The organism is Bradyrhizobium sp. USDA 3364 (assembly GCF_054056355.1).
Window position 1 is genome coordinate 2,199,828 of sequence record NZ_JBSRYG010000002.1, and the last position, 18,985, is coordinate 2,218,812.

Sequence of the window (18,985 nt, forward strand, 5' to 3'; positions counted from 1 at the left end):
ATCCGATGCAGCTTGCGACGCTGCTGATCGGGCTGATCTCGGCGACCGCGCTGTGGAGCGGCGTGCAGGCGCTGAACCAGCAGGCGCGGATCGCCTATGACCGTGCCGCCGCGACCTTCGGCGGTTCGCGCACCGCGGTCCTCGTCGGCAAGGACAGCGCGACCTTCCCGCAAAGTCTGTTCGTCGATCTGCGCCGCGCCGGCTGGCCGGTGTCGCCGATGCTGGAGGGCCGCGTCCAGATCGATGGCCGCAGCTTCCGCCTGCTCGGCATCGAGCCGGTGACGCTGCCGTCCGAGGTCGGCAACGCGCCGGCGGTGGGACGCGGCAGCCTGCAAGCCTTCGTCACGCCGCCCGGCGAAATGCTTGTCGCGCCGGAGACGCTGCGCGATCTCGGCCTCAAGGAAGGCGAGCGGCCGCAGGCCAACGGCACGACCTTGCCGCCGCTGCGCGTGCAGGCCGAGCTCGCGCCCGGCGCGCTGGTGGTCGATATCGGCATCGCGCAGGACATTCTGAAAATGCCCGGCCAGGTGTCGCGCCTGCTGGTCGGCAAATCGAAAGCTCCGCACGCAGCGCTCGATAGCGTGGCGGGTGAAAAACTCCGCCTGGTCGAGCCGAGCGCGGAGAGCGACCTCGAACGCCTGACTGACAGTTTCCATCTCAACCTCACCGCCTTCGGCTTGCTGTCGTTCTTCGTCGGCCTGTTCATCGTCAACTCCGCGATCGGCCTCGCCTTCGAGCAGCGGCTGCCGATGCTGCGGACGCTGCGCGCCTGCGGCGTGTCGGCGCGGATGCTCAACACCGTCCTTGTCATCGAGCTGGTGTCGCTGGCGCTGGTCGCCGGCCTGATCGGCCTCGTCTGCGGCTATTTCATCGCGGCGGCGTTGCTGCCCGACGTCGCGGCCTCGCTGCGCGGGCTCTATGGCGCGCAGATTCCCGGCCAGCTTTCGCTGAAGCCGGTCTGGTGGTTCGCCGGCATCGCCATCAGCATTCTCGGCGCGCTCGCCGCGGCCGCCGCGAGCCTTGCCAAGGCGATCCGGATGCCGGTGCTGGCAACCGCACAGCCGCAGGCCTGGCAGCAGGCGCAGCGTCGCTGGCTGATGTTCCAGAGCGCGGCGGCGGTCGCGGTGTTTGCGGTCGCCGCGGCGCTGATCCAGTTCGGCGATTCCCTGATCGCGGGCTTCGCCGTGCTGGCCGCGCTGATGCTCGGCGCGGCGTTGATCCTGCCGATGGTGCTGCAGATCGCGCTCGCAGTCGGCCAGCGAAGCGCGCGGCAGCCGGTCGGCATCTGGTTCTGGGCCGACAGCCGCCAGCAGCTATCCGGTCTGTCGCTGGCGCTGATGGCGCTGCTGCTCGCGCTCGCGGTCAATGTCGGCGTCGGCACCATGGTGGAGAGTTTCAGCCGCACCTTCCTGGTCTGGCTCGACGGCCGCCTCGCCGCCGACGTCTATATCAGCGCCGCCAGCGACAAGCAGGCGACGGAGATCAAGGCCTGGCTGCGCGACCGGCCGGAGGTGCAAGCCATCCTGCCGGGCGGCCGCGCCGACACCCAGCTCGGCGGCGCGCCGATCGAGGTGCTCGGCCTGCCCGACCACACCACCTATCGCGACAACTGGCCGTTGCTCGAGAGCACCGCGAATGCCTGGGTCAGGCTGCGGCCGGGCGACACCTGCCTCGTCAGCGAGCAGCTGTCGCGGCGGTTGAAGCTTGCGATCGGCGATCACATCGAGGTGCCCGCCCCCGGCGGCAACTGGCCGCTCGAGATCGTCGGCATCTATGCCGATTACGGCAATCCCAAGGGCCAGATCGCGGTCAATTTCGCCGCGCTGACGCGGCGCTTCCCGCAGACGCCGCAGACGCGCCTTGGCCTGCGCGTCGCGCCCGATCAGATCGCGCCGCTGATCACGGCGTTGCAGGAGCAGTTCGGCCTCGACGACCGCAACGTCGCCGACCAGGCCACGATGAAGCGGGAATCGAGGCGGGTGTTCAACCGCACCTTCTCGGTGACGGCGGCGCTCAACGCCTTCACGCTCGGCGTCGCCGGCATCGCGCTGCTGACCAGCCTGCTCACGCTCGCCAATTCGCGGCTGCCGCAACTGGCGCCGCTATGGGCGATCGGGCTGACGCGGCGCCGGCTCGCGGCGCTCGAACTGCTGAAGACCATGGCGGTCGCGCTGATCACCGCGCTGTTCGCGTTGCCGCTTGGCCTTCTGGTGGCGTGGTGCCTGCTTGCGATCGTGAACGTGAAGGCGTTCGGCTGGCGGCTGCCCTTCCACGTCTTTCCGTTGCAATTGATCGAGCTGCTTGCGGTCGCGATGGCTGCAGCACTCTGTGCCGCGTCGCTGCCGGTTGCTAGACTGGCCCGCATGCAGCCGGCCACCCTGATCCGGACCTTCGTCAATGAGCGCTAGCGCCGCCATCACGCGTCGCGCCTTTGCCGGCGGCGCGCTGGCGTTGGCACTCGGCGGCAAGGCTCTTGCGCAGGGCTTTGCCGGGCTCGGCGAAAACGCCGAGGGATTCGCCTCCGTCACGCCGGGCAAGCCGTTCGCATTTCCCGCCGATCACGGCCCGCATCCCGAGTTCCGAATCGAGTGGTGGTACGTGACGGCGAATCTCTCCGATGCGAACGGCGCGGCCTATGGCGCGCAATGGACGCTGTTCCGGCAGGCGATGAAGCCGGGCGGACCGGCCGAGGGATGGGCCAACCGGCAGCTCTGGATGGGTCATGCGGCGGTGACCAGCGCCACCACGCATCGCTTCAGCGAGACGTTTGCGCGCGGCGGCGTCGAGCAGGCCGGTGTCGACGTCACGCCGTTCCACGCCTGGATCGATGCCTGGGAGATGCGCGGGCTGAACGACTTCGACGCGCGGCGCGTTGCGCCGCTCGAGCTCAAGGCCTCCGCCGCCGACTTCTCAACCGCGCTCCGCCTCGATGCCGACCGTGCATTGGTGCTGCAAGGCGACCATGGCTACAGCCGCAAATCGGATCGCGGCCAGGCCTCCTATTATTACAGCCAGCCGTTCTACACGGCGGCGGGCCGCATCGTAATCGACGGCAAGCCGGTCGACGTCGCCGGCATGGCCTGGATGGATCGCGAATGGAGCAGCCAGCCGCTCGCGGCCGACCAGACCGGCTGGGACTGGTTCTCGCTGCATCTGCCCGGCGACGAGAAGTTGATGCTGTACCGGCTGCGCCAGAAGGACGGCCGCGAAAACCTGTTCGGGAACTGGATCACCCCGGACGGCCGCTCGGCCGAGATCGCCGCCGCCAGCAACAGCATCATGCCGGTCACAACCGCCGAGGTGGGCGGCCGCAAGCTGCCGACATCGTGGCGCATCACCCTGCCCGCGCGCGGCCTCGCCATCGAGACCACGCCGCTCAATCCGAAGGCCTGGATGGGAACCAGCTTCCCCTATTGGGAGGGCCCGATCCACTTCACAGGCAGCCACGCCGGGTTGGGTTATCTTGAGATGACGGGGTACTAGTGTGCTGAATGCGAAGTTCGTGCGATTTCGCGGCAGCCACTTTCACGAACTTCGCATTCATAAAGCACACTAGAATCATAAGCTTGCTAGTGTCCTTATCGAATCCGAAGTTCGCTCCGAAGGTGCGGCAAATGATGCGAACTTCGGATTCGGGACACTAGGACATCGTCGGCATGTCACAACGGCCGCTTCTGCTCCGTCATGGCATGGGGCCAACGAAAACCAGAGGACACGCCTGACATGTATCCCTACACGGCCATCGTCACCTGCCTTGCAGTTGCATTGTACTTCTTCTTCGCCACCCAGGTCGCGCGCGCCCGCATCCGCTACGGCGTGAAGCTGCCGGCCATATCAGGCAATGCGGATTTCGAGCGCATCTACCGCATCCAGATGAACACGCTGGAATGGTCGGTGATCTTCCTGCCGTCGCTGTGGCTGTTCGCGGTCTATGTCGGCGATCCCTGGGCCGCGATCGTCGGCCTGCTCTGGATCGTCGGCCGCATCGTCTATTTTCTCGGCTATCGCGAGGCGGTGCCCAAGCGCACCCCCGGCTTCGCGATCCAGGCGACGGCCTCGATCATCCTGTGGGCCGGCGCGCTCGGCGGCGCGGTGTGGCGGCTGGTGCATTGAAGACGCGATCGGGCAACAACCACCGCCGTCGTCCTGGCGAAGGCCAGGACCCATAACCACAGGGCGTGGTTATGGGCAATCTGATGGCCACGGCGTGATGCAACAACATCCAGCCGGGGTAATGGGTCCTGGCTTTCGCCAGGACGACACCACCATCACTTCGTCAGCGGACAGCCGCTTTCCTTGGCGGTGAAGAATGCCTTGTCGCCGGGCACCACGGCGATCTGCTTGTAATAGTCCCAGGGCTTCTTCGATTCCGAGGGCTTCTTGACCTCGAACAGATAGAGATCGTGCACCATGCGGCCGTTCGCGAGCACCTTGCCCTTGGCGAAGGCGTCATCGACCGGGAGCTCCTTCAGCTTGGCGGCGACCGCATCGCTGTCCTTGGTGCCGGCGGCCTTGACCGCCTTGAGGTAGCTCAGCGTCGCCGAATAGGTGCCGGCATGGATCATGCTCGGCATCCGGCTGGTGCGCTTGAAGAAGCGCTCGGAGAAGGCGCGCGATGCATCGTCGTGATCCCAGTAGAAGCCCTCGGTGAGCACGAGACCCTGCGCCGCCTCGAGCCCGAGACCGTGCACCTCCGACAGCGTCATCAGCAGGCCGGCAAGCTTCTGGCCGCCGCGCACGATACCGAACTCGGCCGCCTGCTTGATCGAGTTGGTGGTGTCGAGGCCGGCATTGGCGAGCCCGATGATCTTCGCCTTCGAGCTCTGCGCCTGCAGCAGGAAGGACGAGAAGTCCGACGAGTTGAGCGGCACGCGGACCGAACCGACCACCTTGCCGCCCTTCGACGCGACGATGTCGCTGGTGTCCTTTTCCAGCGCGTAGCCAAAGGCGTAGTCGGCGGTCAGGAAGAACCAGGTGTTGCCGCCCGCTTCCGTCAGCGCGCCGCCGGTCCCAACAGCGAGCGCGCGGGTGTCATAGGCCCAATGGAAGCTGTACGGCGTACAGGCGTCGCCCGAGATGCGCGAGGTCGCCGCGCCGACCACGATGTCGATCTTCTTCTTTTCCTTCGACAGCTCCTGCACCGCGAGCGCGACCGATGAGGTGGTGAGCTCGGTGATCATATCGACGTTCTCGACCTCGTACCAGCGCCGCGCGATCGCGGTCGCAAGATCCGGCTTGTTCTGATGGTCGGCGGTCACGATTTCGATCTTCTGGCCCAGCACCTCGCCGCCGAAATCCTCGACCGCCATGCGCGCCGCTTCGAGCGAATACTTTCCGCCGTAATCGGCGTAGACGCCGGACTGGTCGTTCAGGATACCGATCTTGACGCCCTGCGCCATCGCCGGCGCCGCCAGCATCAGGCTGCACGCCGCAACCGCGGCCAAAAATCCCGACTTCATCGTTATGCTCTCCCGGCAGCTTTTATATGAAAAAATCGGCGCGACATTATTTTATAACCCCGCGCCTGCCCATCTCTTTCCGCTCAGCCAAAAGTATGGGCTTGCGGCGACGCGTGCTCGTAATTCCCCGTCACCCTGAGGAGCGCGGAACGCGCGTCTCGAAGGGTCGACGGCCCGGCTAGTGGCCGTGCATCCTTCGAGGCTCGCAAGGGCTCGCACCTCAGGATGACGGGGAAAGACTTGCTGCCGTGGAACGCCAAGTCCCACTACCCCGCCGCAGCCGCCGGTTCCTTCGGCTTGCCCTCGTTCTTTCCTTCGGCGAGGTTGCGCACCACCATGTAGAAGATCGGCGTGAACACCAGGCCGAACAGGGTGACGCCGAGCATGCCGAAGAACACGGCGACGCCGACCGCCTGGCGCATCTCCGAGCCCGACCCGGTCGACACCACCAGCGGCAACACGCCGAGGATGAAGGCGAATGACGTCATCAGGATCGGCCGCAGCCGCAGCCGGCACGCCTCGATCACGGCCTCGAGCCGTGGCCGGCCCTCGAGCTCGATGTCGCGCGCGAACTCGACGATCAGGATCGCGTTCTTGGCGGCCAATCCCACCAGCACCACGAAGCCGATCTGGGTCAGGATGTTGACGTCCTGGCCCATGATGCGCACGCCGATCGTGGCCGCGAACAGGCACATCGGCACGATCAGGATCACCGCGAACGGCAATGTCCAGCTGCCATATTGCGCGGCCAGCACCAGATAGACGAACAGCACGCAGATCGGGAACACGTAGAGGCCGGCATTGCCACCCGTCACCTGCTGATAGGACAGGTCGGTCCATTCGAACGAGAAGCCCGACGGCAACGTCTCGTCGGCGAGCTTCTTGATGGTGTTGAGCGCCGTCGTCGAGCTGACGCCCGGTGCCGGTTCACCCTGCAATTCGGACGCCGAATAGAGATTGTAGCGCGCGACGCGGTCGGGTCCCGAGACGTCCTTGAAGTCCACGATGCTGCCGAGCATCACCATGTCGCCAGCGGCGTTGCGGGTGCGCAGCCGCGACAGATCGGGGGTGTCTTTCCGGAATGGCAGGTCTGCCTGGGCGGTGACGTGATAGGTGCGGCCAAACAGGTTGAAGTCGTTGACGTAGGTCGAGCCGAAATAGGTCTGTATCGTGTCGTTAATGTTGGCGATCGGCACCCCGAGCTTCTGCGCCTTGACGCGATCGATATCGACGAACAGCTGCGGCGTGTTCGCCGAATACGGCGAGAACACCGAGGTGAGCGCAGGCGACTTGCGTGCAGCCAGCACCAGTTCGTCGGTCGCGGCGGCCAGCAGTTCAGGTCCACGCCCCTGCCGGTCCTGGACGCGGATCGTGAAACCACCACCGGTGCCGATACCGGGCACGGCCGGCGGCGGAATCACGATGATGAAGGCGCCCTGGATCACCGCCAGCCGCTTGCGCAATTCGGCGGTGATCGCATTCGCCGTCAGGCCCTTCTTCAGCCGCGCTTCCGGCTCGTCGAACACCGGGAACAGGGCCGCGGCATTGCCCGCCTGTGTGCGCGTCGCGCCGGAGAAGCCGGCGAACGCCGCGACGCGAACGATGCCCGGCGTATCCAGTGCGATCCGCTCGATCTCGCGCACCACGGCCGTGGTCCGCGCCAGCGACGCGGCGCCCGGCAGCTGCGCCGAGATGATGACGTAGCCGCGATCCTGCGCCGGGATGAAGCCCTGCGAGGTGGTCGCGAGCAGCCAGCCGGCGCTGCCGATCAGCGCGAGATAGATCACGACCATCACCACCGTGTGCCGGATCACGAAGTCGGCCACGGCGGCATAGCCGTGGGCCAGCCGGTCGAACACCCGGTTGAAAAGCGCGGTAAAGCTGTCCCAGCCGCGCGCGATGATGTTCCAGCGCGCCGGCGGACGCTTCTCCTCATGCGGAACCAGGATCTGCGAGGCCAGCGCCGGCGACAACGTCAGTGAGCAGAAGCAGGAGATCGCGGTCGCGACCGCGATCGTCACCGCGAATTGCTGGAAGAACTGCCCGGAGATGCCGCCGAGGAAGGCCGTCGGCACGAACACCGCGCACAGCACCAGCGCAATCGAGACCAGCGCGCCGCCGACCTCCTCCATGGTCTTGAGCGCGGCGTCGCGCCTGGACATGCCATGCTCGAGATGCCGCTCGACATTCTCCACCACCACGATGGCGTCGTCGACCACGATGCCGACCGCAAGCACGAGGCCGAACAAGGTCAGATTGTTGATCGAGAAGCCGAGCGCGGCCATCACCGCGAAGGTGCCGACCAGCGACACCGGGATCGCGATGATCGGGATGATCGCGGGCCGCCAGCCCTGCAGGAACACCAGCACCACGATGACGACCAGTGCCATCGCCTCGTAGATGGTCTTGATCAGCTCATGCACCGATTGGGCGATGAATTCGGTCGGGTTGTAGCCGATATTGTAGTCGAGCCCCTTCGGGAAACTCGCCTTCATCCGCTCCATCGTGTCCGAGATGCTCTTGGCGGTGGCGAGCGCGTTCGATCCGGGACGCTGCGTCACCAGCAGCGCGACCGCCGATTTGCGCAGCAGGAAGCTGTTGGTGGCGTAGGACAGCGCGCCGAGCTCGACGCGGGCAACGTCGCGCAGGCGCACGGTACGGCCGTCGGAGCCAGCCTTCACCACGATGTCCTCGAACTGCCTGATGTCCTTGAGGCGGCCGGTGAAGACGAGGTTCGGCTGGAACGCGCGATCGGCGATCGGCGGTTCCGCGATCTGGCCGCCCGCGATCTGCAGGTTCTGCGCCCGGATCGCCGCCAGCACTTCGGTCGAGGTCAGGCCGAGATTGGCGATCCGGTCGGGATCGAGCCACAGCCGCATCGAGTAGTCGCGGGCGCCGAACATCTGGATGTCGCCGACGCCGTCGAGCCGCAGCAGCTGGTCGCGGACCTGCAGCAGCGCGTAGTTCGAGATGTAGAGCTGGTCGAACGTGTCGTCCGGCGACAGCATGAACACGACCATCAGGATGTCGGGCGAGTTCTTGCGCGTGGTCACGCCGTTGCGCTGCACCTCTTCGGGCAGCCGGGGCTGCGCGATCGCGACGCGGTTCTGCACCAGCACCTGGGCCTTGTCGAGGTCGGTGCCGAGTTTGAAGGTCGCGGTGATGGTGAGCTGGCCGTTCGAGGTCGCCTGGCTATAGAGATACAGCATGTCCTCGACGCCGTTGATCTCCTGCTCGATCGGAGCGGCGACGGTGTCGGACACGGTCTGCGCCGAGGCGCCCGGATACTGCGTGGTGACGACGACAGTCGGCGGCACCACTTGCGGATATTCCGAGACCGGTAGCGTCGGATAGGCGATCGCCCCGACAATCAGCAGCACGATCGACAGCACCATCGCGAGAATGGGCTGGTTGATGGAAAGCCTGCCGAGATTCATGGCTTCGCACCTGCCGCCGGCTTGGCAGCTTCCGCGGGCTTGTCGCCTGCCGCTGGCTTGGCATCCGCCGGAGCCTGCGCCATCTTCGGCGTCACCTTGGCGCCGACGCGGGCGCGTTGCAGCCCGTCGACGATCACATGGTCCTCCGGCTTCAGACCTTCGCGGATCACGCGCAGGCCCTCATCGAGCGGCCCGAGCGTGACTGCCCTGGCTTCCACCGTGTTGTCGTCCTTGACCACGAACACGATCTTGCGCGACTGGTCGGTGGCGATGGCGCTGTCCGGGATCAGCACCGCCTCATAGGGCGACGAGCCGATGATGCGGACCCGGCCGAACTGGCCGGGCAGGATCGAAAGATCATGGTTCGGGATCACCGCGCGGCTGCGCAGCGTCGCGGTGGAGACGTCGAGGCGGTTGTCGATGAAGTCCATCTTGCCTTCATGCGAGGGCTTGGTCTCGCCGGTCAGCGCCACCTGCACCGGGTTCGCTGTATCGCGCGAGCTCGGCCGCCGGCCTTCGAACCACAGCTTGCTGTTGCGCTGATAGGTCGCCTCGTCGACATCGAAATAGACGTAGATCGGATCGAGCGACACGATCGAGGTCAGGAGCGTCGCCCCGCCCTCGCTGCCCTGCACCAGGTTGCCCGGAGTCACCAGATGCCGGCTGACGCGGCCGGTGATCGGCGCCAGCACGTGGGTGAATTCGACGTTGAGCTGCGCGGCCTTTAGCGTGCCCTCGGCCTGCGTCTCGGCGGCGCGCGCCGCCTGCAAGGCCTGGCGGCGCTGGTCGACGACCTGCTCCGAGACCGCGCTGGTCTGCACCAGGTTCAACCCGCGCTCGAGGTCACGCTTGGCAAGCTCGCCCTTGGCGCGCGCGTCGGCGAGCTGACCCTCGGCCTGCAGCACCACCGCCTCGAACGGCCGCGGATCAATGATGTAGAGCAGATCGCCGGCATGGACGATCGCACCATCCTTGAACTCGACGCTGTTGACGAAGCCACCGACCCGGGCGCGGACCTGAACCTCCTCGATTGCCTCGAAGCGGCCAGTGAACTCGTCCCAATCAGTGACCGTGCGCTTCACCGGCTGCGCGACCGTCACCGGCGGCGGCGGAGGCGCGGCCTGCGATTGCGCGCTCTTGTCGTCGCAGCCGCCGAGCGTCAGCGCGGCCATCAGGCCGATCGGCGCGAGGCCGAGCCGAGAATCCATCCAACGGCTGAGCAAGGCGCGGCGGCGGAGCGAACGATGCTCGACACCGGTGATCGAAGCCGGACGCTCCGTTCTGTCAATCGAACTCAATTCCCTCTCCCCAAAGACTACGACGCACGCCGACCAAGCAGGGCTACGAAAGTCGCAATTGAAATTGCAGTGATTCATCGCGGATGGACCGCCGCGAAGCCGGCGGTGGACGTCACAGATGTAGCCGCCACCCAGTCTGTTCAAGATGGCGGTCGGATCAAGCAAATAGTTACGTAGTCTGAAAGCCTTACGACACGCTCGCGAAGCCGTGACGACGAAAAGGGACAGTTTGGCTGGCCTTTCGGCGGAGCAAGATCACAGACCGATCATTCGAATCAATCACAGCGCGAGTTCACTTCACAGATTCGTCACACAACGTCCGATGCTACTTTCGACGGAGAAACCACCGGGTTGCAGATCGAAAAAAACGGCCAGGCTCCTGCACTCTACCTCCCGCTGCACGGGCAGAATCAAGGTTAACGCTGCGGATGTCATCCGGACACACATTGACACTCGGAAATATCGCCAATACGGTCATGGTTGCCAAACTGTAAAATTTTTTGGCCGCCGCATTTTTCTCGGACATTCATTGGGTTTTCAGTCGCGGTGTGAGTGTGTGAAGGCGACTACGTAATGGCAAGCGCATTTGATCTTGCTGCTGACAAGGCGCCGCGGACATCGCGGCTTTCTCGAATTGAGGACGACCCGATGCGATCTCCGGTCGCACGTCGTCAACTTCAACGTGTGAACCGCTTCACACCTGATCATACCCAACAGTTCTAATTATTGACCGGCTTCCAAGGCCGATCGCAGGAGTGCCCATGACCACCATACCGGCTTATACAATCGGTGGTTTAACCCGCCCCGAACTTCATCTCGATCCGACCGGTCACATCATCCTCGATCCGGCTGCCCAGTCGTTCGTGGACACGTATGGTCTGCAGTATCTCTACCTCGGCTGCCCTCCCGGCACGCTGTGGCCGCCGGTCCCGGGCTTCCTGTCGCCGCCGACCGATACCAATTCCGGTGCCAACACGGTCGTCGAAGGCGCTGCAGCCAATACCCCGGTCGGCCTCACCGCGCATGCCGACAGCCTGATCGGCCTTCCGGTCACCTATTCGCTGGTGTCTGATTCTTCCAATGGGGGCTTCAAGGTCGATCCGAACACCGGCGTGGTGTCGGTTGCCGATCCCACCAAGCTCGATTTCGAGAGTTCCGGCGGCAGCTACGTCGTCAACGTGAAGGCAACCGACGGCATCTTCGTATCGTCGCAGAGCTTCACGATCGCGGTCAGCAATGCACCGCCCTCGACACCGACCGACAGCAACGCCGCGGCCAACGCCGTCAATGAAGGCGCCGCCGTCAACACCCTGGTCGGCATCACCGCATCGTCGGCCGACGTCAACGGCCCCGGCGTCACCTATTCGCTGACCGCTGATTCCTCCAATGGCGGCTTCAAGATCGATCCCACCACCGGCGTCGTCACCGTCGCCAATTCCGGTAAGGTCGACTTCGAGACCGCCCCGGGGCACGCCTACACCATCTCCGTGCAGGCCAGCGATGGTCATGGCGGCATCAGTTCGCAGACCTTCACCATCAACGTCAATGACGTTCCGGTCTCTACGCCGGTCGACGTCAGTCCCGCCGCCAACAGCGTCGTCGAAGGCGCCGCCGCCAACACCCTGGTCGGCATCACCGCTTCGGCGGTCGATCCGGACGGCCCGCCAACCACCTACTCGCTGACCGGCGACACATCCGGCGGCGGCTTCAAGATCGATCCGAATACCGGCGTCGTCAGCGTCGCCGATCCGGCCAAGCTCGACTACGAGAGCGCGCCGGGCCACGCCTACACCATCTCCGTGCACGCGACCGCCGGCGCGACCTCGTCGACGCAGACCTTCACCATCGCCGTCACCGACGCCCCGCCATCGGCGCCCACCGATACCGACGCCACGCCCAACTCGGTGGTCGAAGGCGCGGCCATCGGCACCGTGGTCGGGATCACCGCGCACTCGACCGACATCAACGGCGGCGCCGTGACCTATTCGCTGGTCGGCGACGCCCATGGCTTCAGCATCGATCCGGCGACCGGCGTCGTCACCGTCGCGGATCCGACCAAGATCGATTTCGAAACCGCCCCCGGCCACACCTACACCATTACCGCGCAGGCCAGCGACGGCACCACGACCAGCACGCAGACCTTCACGATCGGCGTCACCGACGTCGCGCCGTCGACCCCGGTCGACAGCAATGCCGCCGCCAACACCGTCGTCGAAAGCGCGGCCGTGGGCACCACGGTCGGCGTCACCGCGTCAGCGACCGACGTCAACGGCCCGGCCGTGACCTGGTCGCTGACCGGCGACACCTCCGGTGGTGGTTTCGGCATCGACCCCACCACCGGCGTCATCACCGTCGCCGACCCGACCAAGCTCGACTATGAGGCCAGCGGCCCCGGGCATTCCTACACCGTGACCGCCCAGGCCAGCGACGGCACGCTGACGAGCTCGCAAACCTTCACCATCGCCGTGACCGATGCGCCGCCATCGGCACCGGTCGACAGCGATGCCACCGTCAACGCGGTGGCCGAAGGCGCGGCCGCCGGCAGCACGGTCGGCGTCACCGCGTCGGCGGTCGATCCGAATGGTCCGCCGGTGACCTATGCGCTGATCGGCGACACCTCCGGCGGCGGCTTCACCATCAATGCCACGACCGGCGTCATCACCGTCGCCGATCCGACCAAGATCGATTTCGAGAGCAGCGGCGCCGGCCATTCCTATACGGTGACGGCGCAGGCCAGCGACGGCCTGCAAGCCAGCTCGCAGACCTTCACCATCGCGGTCACCGACGTCGCACCGTCGACCCCGGTCGACGTCGACGGCGGCGCCAACACGGTCACTGAAGGCGCGGCCGCGGGCAGCACTGTTGGCATCACCGCAGCGGCGACCGACATCAACGGCCCGCCGGTGACCTATGCGCTGATCGGCGACACCTCCGGCGGCGGCTTCACCATCAATGCCACGACCGGCGTCGTCACCATCGCCGATCCCACCAAGATCGACTACGAGAGCAGCGGTCCGGGCCACAGCTACACCATCACCGCCCAGGCCAGCGACGGCACGCTGTCGAGCACGCAAACCTTCACCATCGACGTCACCGACGTTGCGCCAGCGACCCCGGTCGACACTGATGGCACCGCCAATCACGTGGTCGAAGGCGCGGCCGCCGGCACCACGGTCGGCATCACCGCGCACGCCACCGACGTCAACGGCCCCGCCGTGACCTATTCGCTGATCGGCGACACCTCGGGCGGCGGCTTTACCATCAACGCGACGACGGGCGTCATCACCGTCGCCGACCCCACCAAGCTCGACTACGAGAGCAGCGGCCCGACCCATGCCTACACGGTGACCGCACAGGCCAGCGACGGCACGCTCGCGAGCTCGCAGACCTTCACCATCGCCGTCGACGACGCCGCACCGTCGACCCCGGTCGACAGCGACGGCGCCCCCAACTCGATCGCCGAAGGCGCCGCCAACGGCTCGACCGTCGGCATCACGGCGGCCGCAGCCGACGTCAACGGCCCGGGCGTGACCTATGCGCTGACCGGCGACACCTCCGGCGGCGGCTTCACCATCAACGCGACGACGGGCGTCATCACCGTCGTCGACCCGACCAAGATCGATTACGAAACCGCGCCCGGCCACGCCTATACCGTGACGGCGACCGCCAGCGACGGCCTGCAAGCCAGCTCGCAGACCTTCACCATCGCGGTCACCGACGTCGCACCGTCGACCCCGGTCGACAGCGACGGCGGCGCGAACCGGGTCGCGGTCGGCGCTCCGGCAGGCAGCTATGTCCACCTGACGGCCTCCTCGATCGACGTGAACGGACCGCCGGTGACCTATTCGCTGGTCAACGACACCTCAGGCGGGGCCTTCACCATCAACGCCACGACCGGCGCCGTTACGGTCGCCGATCCCAGCAAGATCAACAGTACCGACCCGTCCTATGACGTCACGGTCGATTCCTCGGATGGCACGCTGCACAGCCAGCAGACCTTCACCATCCAGGTCGTCGTCGACCAGGCGCCGGTGGTCACCGCCGGCCATACGCTGAACTACACCGAGAACCAGGCCGCCACCACGTTCGACCCGGCGATCACCGTGACCGACGCCGACGACGGCAATCTGGCGTCCGCGACGATGCAGATCACCGGCGGCTACGTCAACGGCCAGGACATCCTCGGCTTCATCAACCAGAACGGCATCACCGGCTCGTTCGATGCCGCGACCGGTACGCTGACGCTGACCGGCACCTCCAGCGTCGCGAACTATCAGGCCGCACTGGCCTCGGTGACCTATTTCAACAACAGCGACAATCCGTCCGGGGCGCCGCGTACCGTCACCATCATCGCCAATGACGGCACGCTCGACGGCACCCCGGTCACCGACACCATCAATGTCGCGCCGGTCAACGATCCGCCCTCCGTCGTCGCCGGCCATACGCTGAACTACACCGAGAACCAGGCCGCCACCGCGTTCGACCCGGCGATCACGGTGACCGACGTCGACAACGCCACGCTGGCCAGCGCCACCGTGCAGATCACCGGCAACTACGTCAACGGGCAGGACATCCTCGCCTTCGTCAACACCGCCACGATCACCGGCACGTTCAATGCCGCGACCGGTACACTGACGTTGACCGGCACCGACACCCTCGCCGCCTACCAGGCCGCGCTGGCCTCGGTGACCTATTTCAACACCAGCGACAACCCGTCGGGCCTGGCACGCACGGTCACGATCATTGCCAATGACGGCACGGCGAACTCCACGCCAGTCACCGACACCATCAATGTCACCCCGGTCAACGATCCGCCGGTCACGACCGCCGGCGGCACGCTGGACTATCTGGAGAACCAGGCCGCGACCGTGATCGACGCGTCGGTCAACGTCACCGACGTCGACAGCGCCAACATGAGCAGCGCGACGGTTCAGATCACCGGCGGCTTCGTCGCCGGCCAGGACGTGCTGGGCTTCGTCAACCAGAACGGCATTACCGGCTCGTACAACGCCGCGATCGGCACGCTGACGCTGACCGGCTCGTCCAGCGTCGCCAACTACAAGGCCGCGCTCGATTCCGTCACCTATTTCAACAACAGCGACAACCCGTCGGGAGCGGATCGCACCGTCAGCTTCACGGTCAATGACGGCTCGCTGAACAGCAACACCTCGACCTCGACCATCCACGTCACGCCGGTCAACGACGCGCCGGTGATCAGCTTCGGCGCCATCACCGGATTCTCCGAGCCGCCGAACGGCACGCCGGCGGCGAACTCGACCCCGGTCACGATCACGCCGAACCTGACGATCACGGACGCGGAAGGCAACAACCTGACCGATGCGACCTTCGTGCTGAACAATCTGAAGCCGTCGGACGCGCTCTCGATCGCGGGCCACGCCGGCACCAGCGGCGACATCGGCAACATCCACTTCGATATTACCAGCACCGGCTCGACCGAGACCATCAGCTTCACCGGCCCCACCGACACGCTTGCGCACTACAATGCGGCGCTGGACCTGATCCAGTTCAACAACACCAGCGAAAATCCCGACGCCACCGCGCGCTCCTATAGCCTGACCGTGCACGATGACGGCGGCACCGCGAATGGCGGCAACAACACCGGGACCGCCTCGACGACGGGAAGCGTCACCGCGGTGGACGACGCACCGACCGCGACGGTGCCGGCGGACAATTCGATCGGCACCGCATTCTCGCACACCAATCTTGCGATCTCCGGCCTGTCGGTCGCCGACGTCGACGCCAGCAGCGGCAACGTCACGGCGACGATATCCTCGAGCCATGCGAACCTGAGCTTCATCACCGCCGGGCTTGCGAGCTTCACCAACAACGGCAGCCACACCGTGACGCTCACCGGCACCGTGGCGCAGGTCAACACCGCGCTGGCGACGCTGAACTACAACAGCGACGACGGCTTCACCGGCTCCGACACCGTCACCCTGAGCGTCAACGACAACGGCAACACCGGCACCGGCGGGCCGCTCTCATCGGGTGCCCATACCTTCCATGTCGGCGTCGTGCCGCAGGTATTCTACATCGACAACTCAGCTAGCTCGAGCGCCAACCTCGGCACCCAGGCGGATCCGTACACCTCGATCGCGGCCTTCAACGCGGCGAATCCGGCAGGCACCGGCGACTACGTCGTGCTCGAGCACGGTACCGGCACCTACTCCGAAGCCAACGGCATCAATCTCGCCGCCGGCGTCAACCTGATCGGCGGCAGCCAGACGCTGCAATTCACCAATCCGGTGACCGGCGAGGTGGTCACCGCCAATGTCGGCTCCGGAACGGATCCGGTCATCAAGGTGACAGGTGCCGACAGCGGCATCGATCTCGTCGGCGGCGGCGGGCACCAGATCGAGCACGTCAGCATCGATACCTCGGCCTCGAGCGGTGCAGGCATCAGCGACGACGGCAACAATGTCGGCACCGTCACGATGTCCGACATCGTGATCAAGACGGCCAGCGGCGCCGGCATGAACTTCACCCATGGCGGCACCATCACGCTGACCGGCACCGGCAACTCCATCACGTCCACGACCGGCACCGCGCTCGACGTCGTCAACACGAACATCGGCAGCTCGGGCCTCACCTTCCACGACATCTCCGCCAACGGCGCCGTCAACGGCATCATCCTCAACAACACCGGCACCGTCGGACATCTTGCGGTGACCGGCACCGGCACGACGGCCGGCTCCGGCGGCACGATCCAGAACACCACGGGCGACGGTGTCAATTTGACATCCACGCAGGACGTCACCCTGAGCAACATGAACATCACCAACAATTTCGGTGACGGCATCGGCGGCTCCAACGTCAACGGCATGGTGCTGAATCGTCTCACGATCACCGGTAACGGCGACGATCCCGCCACCGACGAGTCCGGCATCAACATCACGGGGCTGACCGGCACCGCCTCCAATGGTGCGCATGCGACCTCTATCAGCAATTCGACGATCGGCAACAACGAAGAATTCGAGATCCAGATCAGCAACAGCAGCGGTACGCTGACCAACCTCCAGTTGATCAACAATACGATCTCGGCCAACGGCGTTGCGATCCACGGCAATGCCACGTCGCCGCATGGCAATCTCGTCAACTTCCTCGGCACCGGGACCTCGGTGATGGGCTTGACCGTCAACGGCGGCAGCTTCACCGGCAATACCGTGTCGGACGCCACTCACATCATCACCGGGACCGGCGTCTTCGCCAATTCCGGCGGCACCAGCATGACTGCGAATGTCTTCAACGCCATGTTCACCAACAACAATGCCGGCGTTGATGTCTCCACCGATCCGGCGGCAACCTCGCTCACTTTCGACATCGAGGGCAACACCTTCATCGGACAGCGGTCGACCGCGATCAACCATTTCGACAATGGCAACGCGCCGTTCAATCGGACCGTCAACGGAACCATCGAGAACAACATCATCGGCAATGATGCGATCACCAACTCGGGATCCGCGGTCGGCAACGGCATCAGCATCCAGAATGAAGGCGCGGTCAACGGCAAGTATCTGATCGATGGCAATACCATCTCGCAGATCGGCGGTGCCGGTTCGGCCATCGGCGTGAACGTGGGCCTTGGCGGCCAGGTCACCGGCGGCGGCGAAACTGATCTCACCATCACCGACAATACGATCCAGCATGTCAACGGCGGCCGCGGCGTTTTCGTCCAGGACAATCAGGTTACCGACATAGCCAACCCGCCCGGGGCTGGACCGTTTCCGGCGATTTTCTTGAGTATGGCGGGAAACAGCTTCTCGAACATCGCGGGTCAGGCTGGCAACGGCCAGTTTGTGCGGATCAAGGAATCGTTCGGGACCGTCAAGGTTACGCAAGATGCCCCGACCGCCGGCAATACAGCGACGGAACTGGACAACGCCAACGGCTCAACCGATCCGACCAAGTTCAGCATCAGCGGGACCGTTGATTTCAGCCAGGGCGCACCGCCGCTGCCGACAACAAATACGCTGCCGCTGCTTGCCGAATCGGGCGGCGTGCAGGCGTCGACGCCGAACACGGGCGAGATGCATCTGACGCAGGCCGAGCTCAACTCGGTGGTGTCGGCGGCGATCGCCCAGTGGGCGGCCGCGGGCGCCAGTGCGGCCCAGCTCGCTGCCCTGAAAGCGGTGACCTTCGGCGTCGCCGATCTGGCGGGCCAGACCGTCGGCGAGGAGGGCGCCGGCCATATCACGATCGACACTGACGCCGCCGGACACGGCTGGTTCATCGATCCGACGCCCTTTGACAATTTCGAGTTCAGATACGCCCTCAACACTTCCGGCACCGATCTCCTGACCGATTCGTCGACGGCGGCGGCAGGCCATCTCGACCTCCTGACCACCGTGGTCCATGAACTGGGGCATGTGCTCGGACTGCCCGACTCCACCTCGCCGTCCGATGTGCATGACCTGATGTATATCGGCCTCGCCGACGGCGAGCGCAGGCTGCCGACCGCGGCCGATGTCACGCAAGCCAACGGCACGACGGCCACCGCCGGTCACACACAGAACTTCGTGTTCACGCAGACCGATACATTCGCCGGTCAGCAGACGGCCAACACGGCGCCCGCCACCCTGACGCACTCCGACTACGTCGCGTCGTTTGCCCAGAATGCCCAGACGCACTCCGATCTGTTCGGCGGGCAATCCAATGCCGCGCCCTGGTGGACGGGTCACGAGACGCAAGTCGCCGCCATGGGCGGCGCGGTGGTCGACAATCCCCTCCAGGCCCATCACGATCTGATCGTGTGATCGGGCGTCACCGCGTC

At 65.5% G+C, this 18,985-nt stretch carries 7 protein-coding genes; 4 read left to right on the forward strand and 3 right to left on the reverse strand.

All coding sequences use genetic code 11. The features are described from left to right. Positions 1–5: 5 nt before the first annotated feature. From ACVILL_RS10260 to ACVILL_RS10270, 3 genes are all read left to right on the forward strand, one after another. Positions 6–2,408, forward strand: coding sequence for an FtsX-like permease family protein (locus tag ACVILL_RS10260; protein WP_456734230.1), 2,403 nt, complete (start codon positions 6–8; stop codon positions 2,406–2,408). Continuing rightward, positions 2,398–3,483: a lipocalin-like domain-containing protein gene (locus tag ACVILL_RS10265; RefSeq protein ID WP_456728945.1), complete on the forward strand. Its 1,086-nt coding sequence runs from the start codon at positions 2,398–2,400 to the stop codon at positions 3,481–3,483. Before ACVILL_RS10260 ends, ACVILL_RS10265 begins: the two co-directional genes overlap by 11 nt. 240 nt (positions 3,484–3,723) lie before the next feature. Continuing rightward, positions 3,724–4,113 carry an MAPEG family protein gene (locus ACVILL_RS10270; RefSeq protein ID WP_456728946.1) on the forward strand — a complete coding sequence of 130 codons (390 nt, stop codon included), beginning with the start codon at positions 3,724–3,726 and terminating at the stop codon, positions 4,111–4,113. 155 nt (positions 4,114–4,268) lie between these two features. Here ACVILL_RS10270 and ACVILL_RS10275 read toward each other — a convergent pair whose 3' ends face one another. From ACVILL_RS10275 to ACVILL_RS10285, 3 genes are all read right to left on the reverse strand, one after another. Further along, entirely contained in the window at positions 4,269–5,459 is a 1,191-nt protein-coding gene (locus ACVILL_RS10275; RefSeq protein WP_074125695.1) for an ABC transporter substrate-binding protein, read from the reverse strand. Positions 5,460–5,725: 266 nt separating this feature from the next. Beyond that, positions 5,726–8,896 carry an efflux RND transporter permease subunit gene (locus tag ACVILL_RS10280; protein WP_456728947.1) on the reverse strand — a complete coding sequence of 1,057 codons (3,171 nt, stop codon included), beginning with the start codon at positions 8,894–8,896 and terminating at the stop codon, positions 5,726–5,728. Next, entirely contained in the window at positions 8,893–10,068 is a 1,176-nt protein-coding gene (locus ACVILL_RS10285; protein ID WP_456734231.1) for an efflux RND transporter periplasmic adaptor subunit, read from the reverse strand. Before ACVILL_RS10285 ends, ACVILL_RS10280 begins: the two co-directional genes overlap by 4 nt. Before the next feature lie 887 nt (positions 10,069–10,955). On the opposite strand from ACVILL_RS10285, the gene ACVILL_RS10290 reads away from it, so the two are divergent. Next, on the forward strand, positions 10,956–18,968 hold the full coding sequence (locus ACVILL_RS10290) for a cadherin domain-containing protein (protein ID WP_456728948.1): 8,013 nt from the start codon (positions 10,956–10,958) through the stop codon (positions 18,966–18,968). Positions 18,969–18,985 lie beyond the last annotated feature (17 nt).

Excerpts from the sequence above, each read along its gene's own strand:
- ACVILL_RS10290 (WP_456728948.1), top strand. The coding sequence starts at position 10,956 with ATGACCACCATACCGGCTTATACAATCGGTGGTTTAACCCGCCCCGAA.
- ACVILL_RS10265 (WP_456728945.1), top strand. The coding sequence starts at position 2,398 with ATGAGCGCTAGCGCCGCCATCACGCGTCGCGCCTTTGCCGGCGGCGCG.
- ACVILL_RS10270 (WP_456728946.1), top strand. The coding sequence starts at position 3,724 with ATGTATCCCTACACGGCCATCGTCACCTGCCTTGCAGTTGCATTGTAC.
- ACVILL_RS10260 (WP_456734230.1), top strand. The coding sequence starts at position 6 with ATGCAGCTTGCGACGCTGCTGATCGGGCTGATCTCGGCGACCGCGCTG.
- ACVILL_RS10285 (WP_456734231.1), bottom strand. The coding sequence starts at position 10,068 with ATGGCCGCGCTGACGCTCGGCGGCTGCGACGACAAGAGCGCGCAATCG.
- ACVILL_RS10275 (WP_074125695.1), bottom strand. The coding sequence starts at position 5,459 with ATGAAGTCGGGATTTTTGGCCGCGGTTGCGGCGTGCAGCCTGATGCTG.
- ACVILL_RS10280 (WP_456728947.1), bottom strand. The coding sequence starts at position 8,896 with ATGAATCTCGGCAGGCTTTCCATCAACCAGCCCATTCTCGCGATGGTG.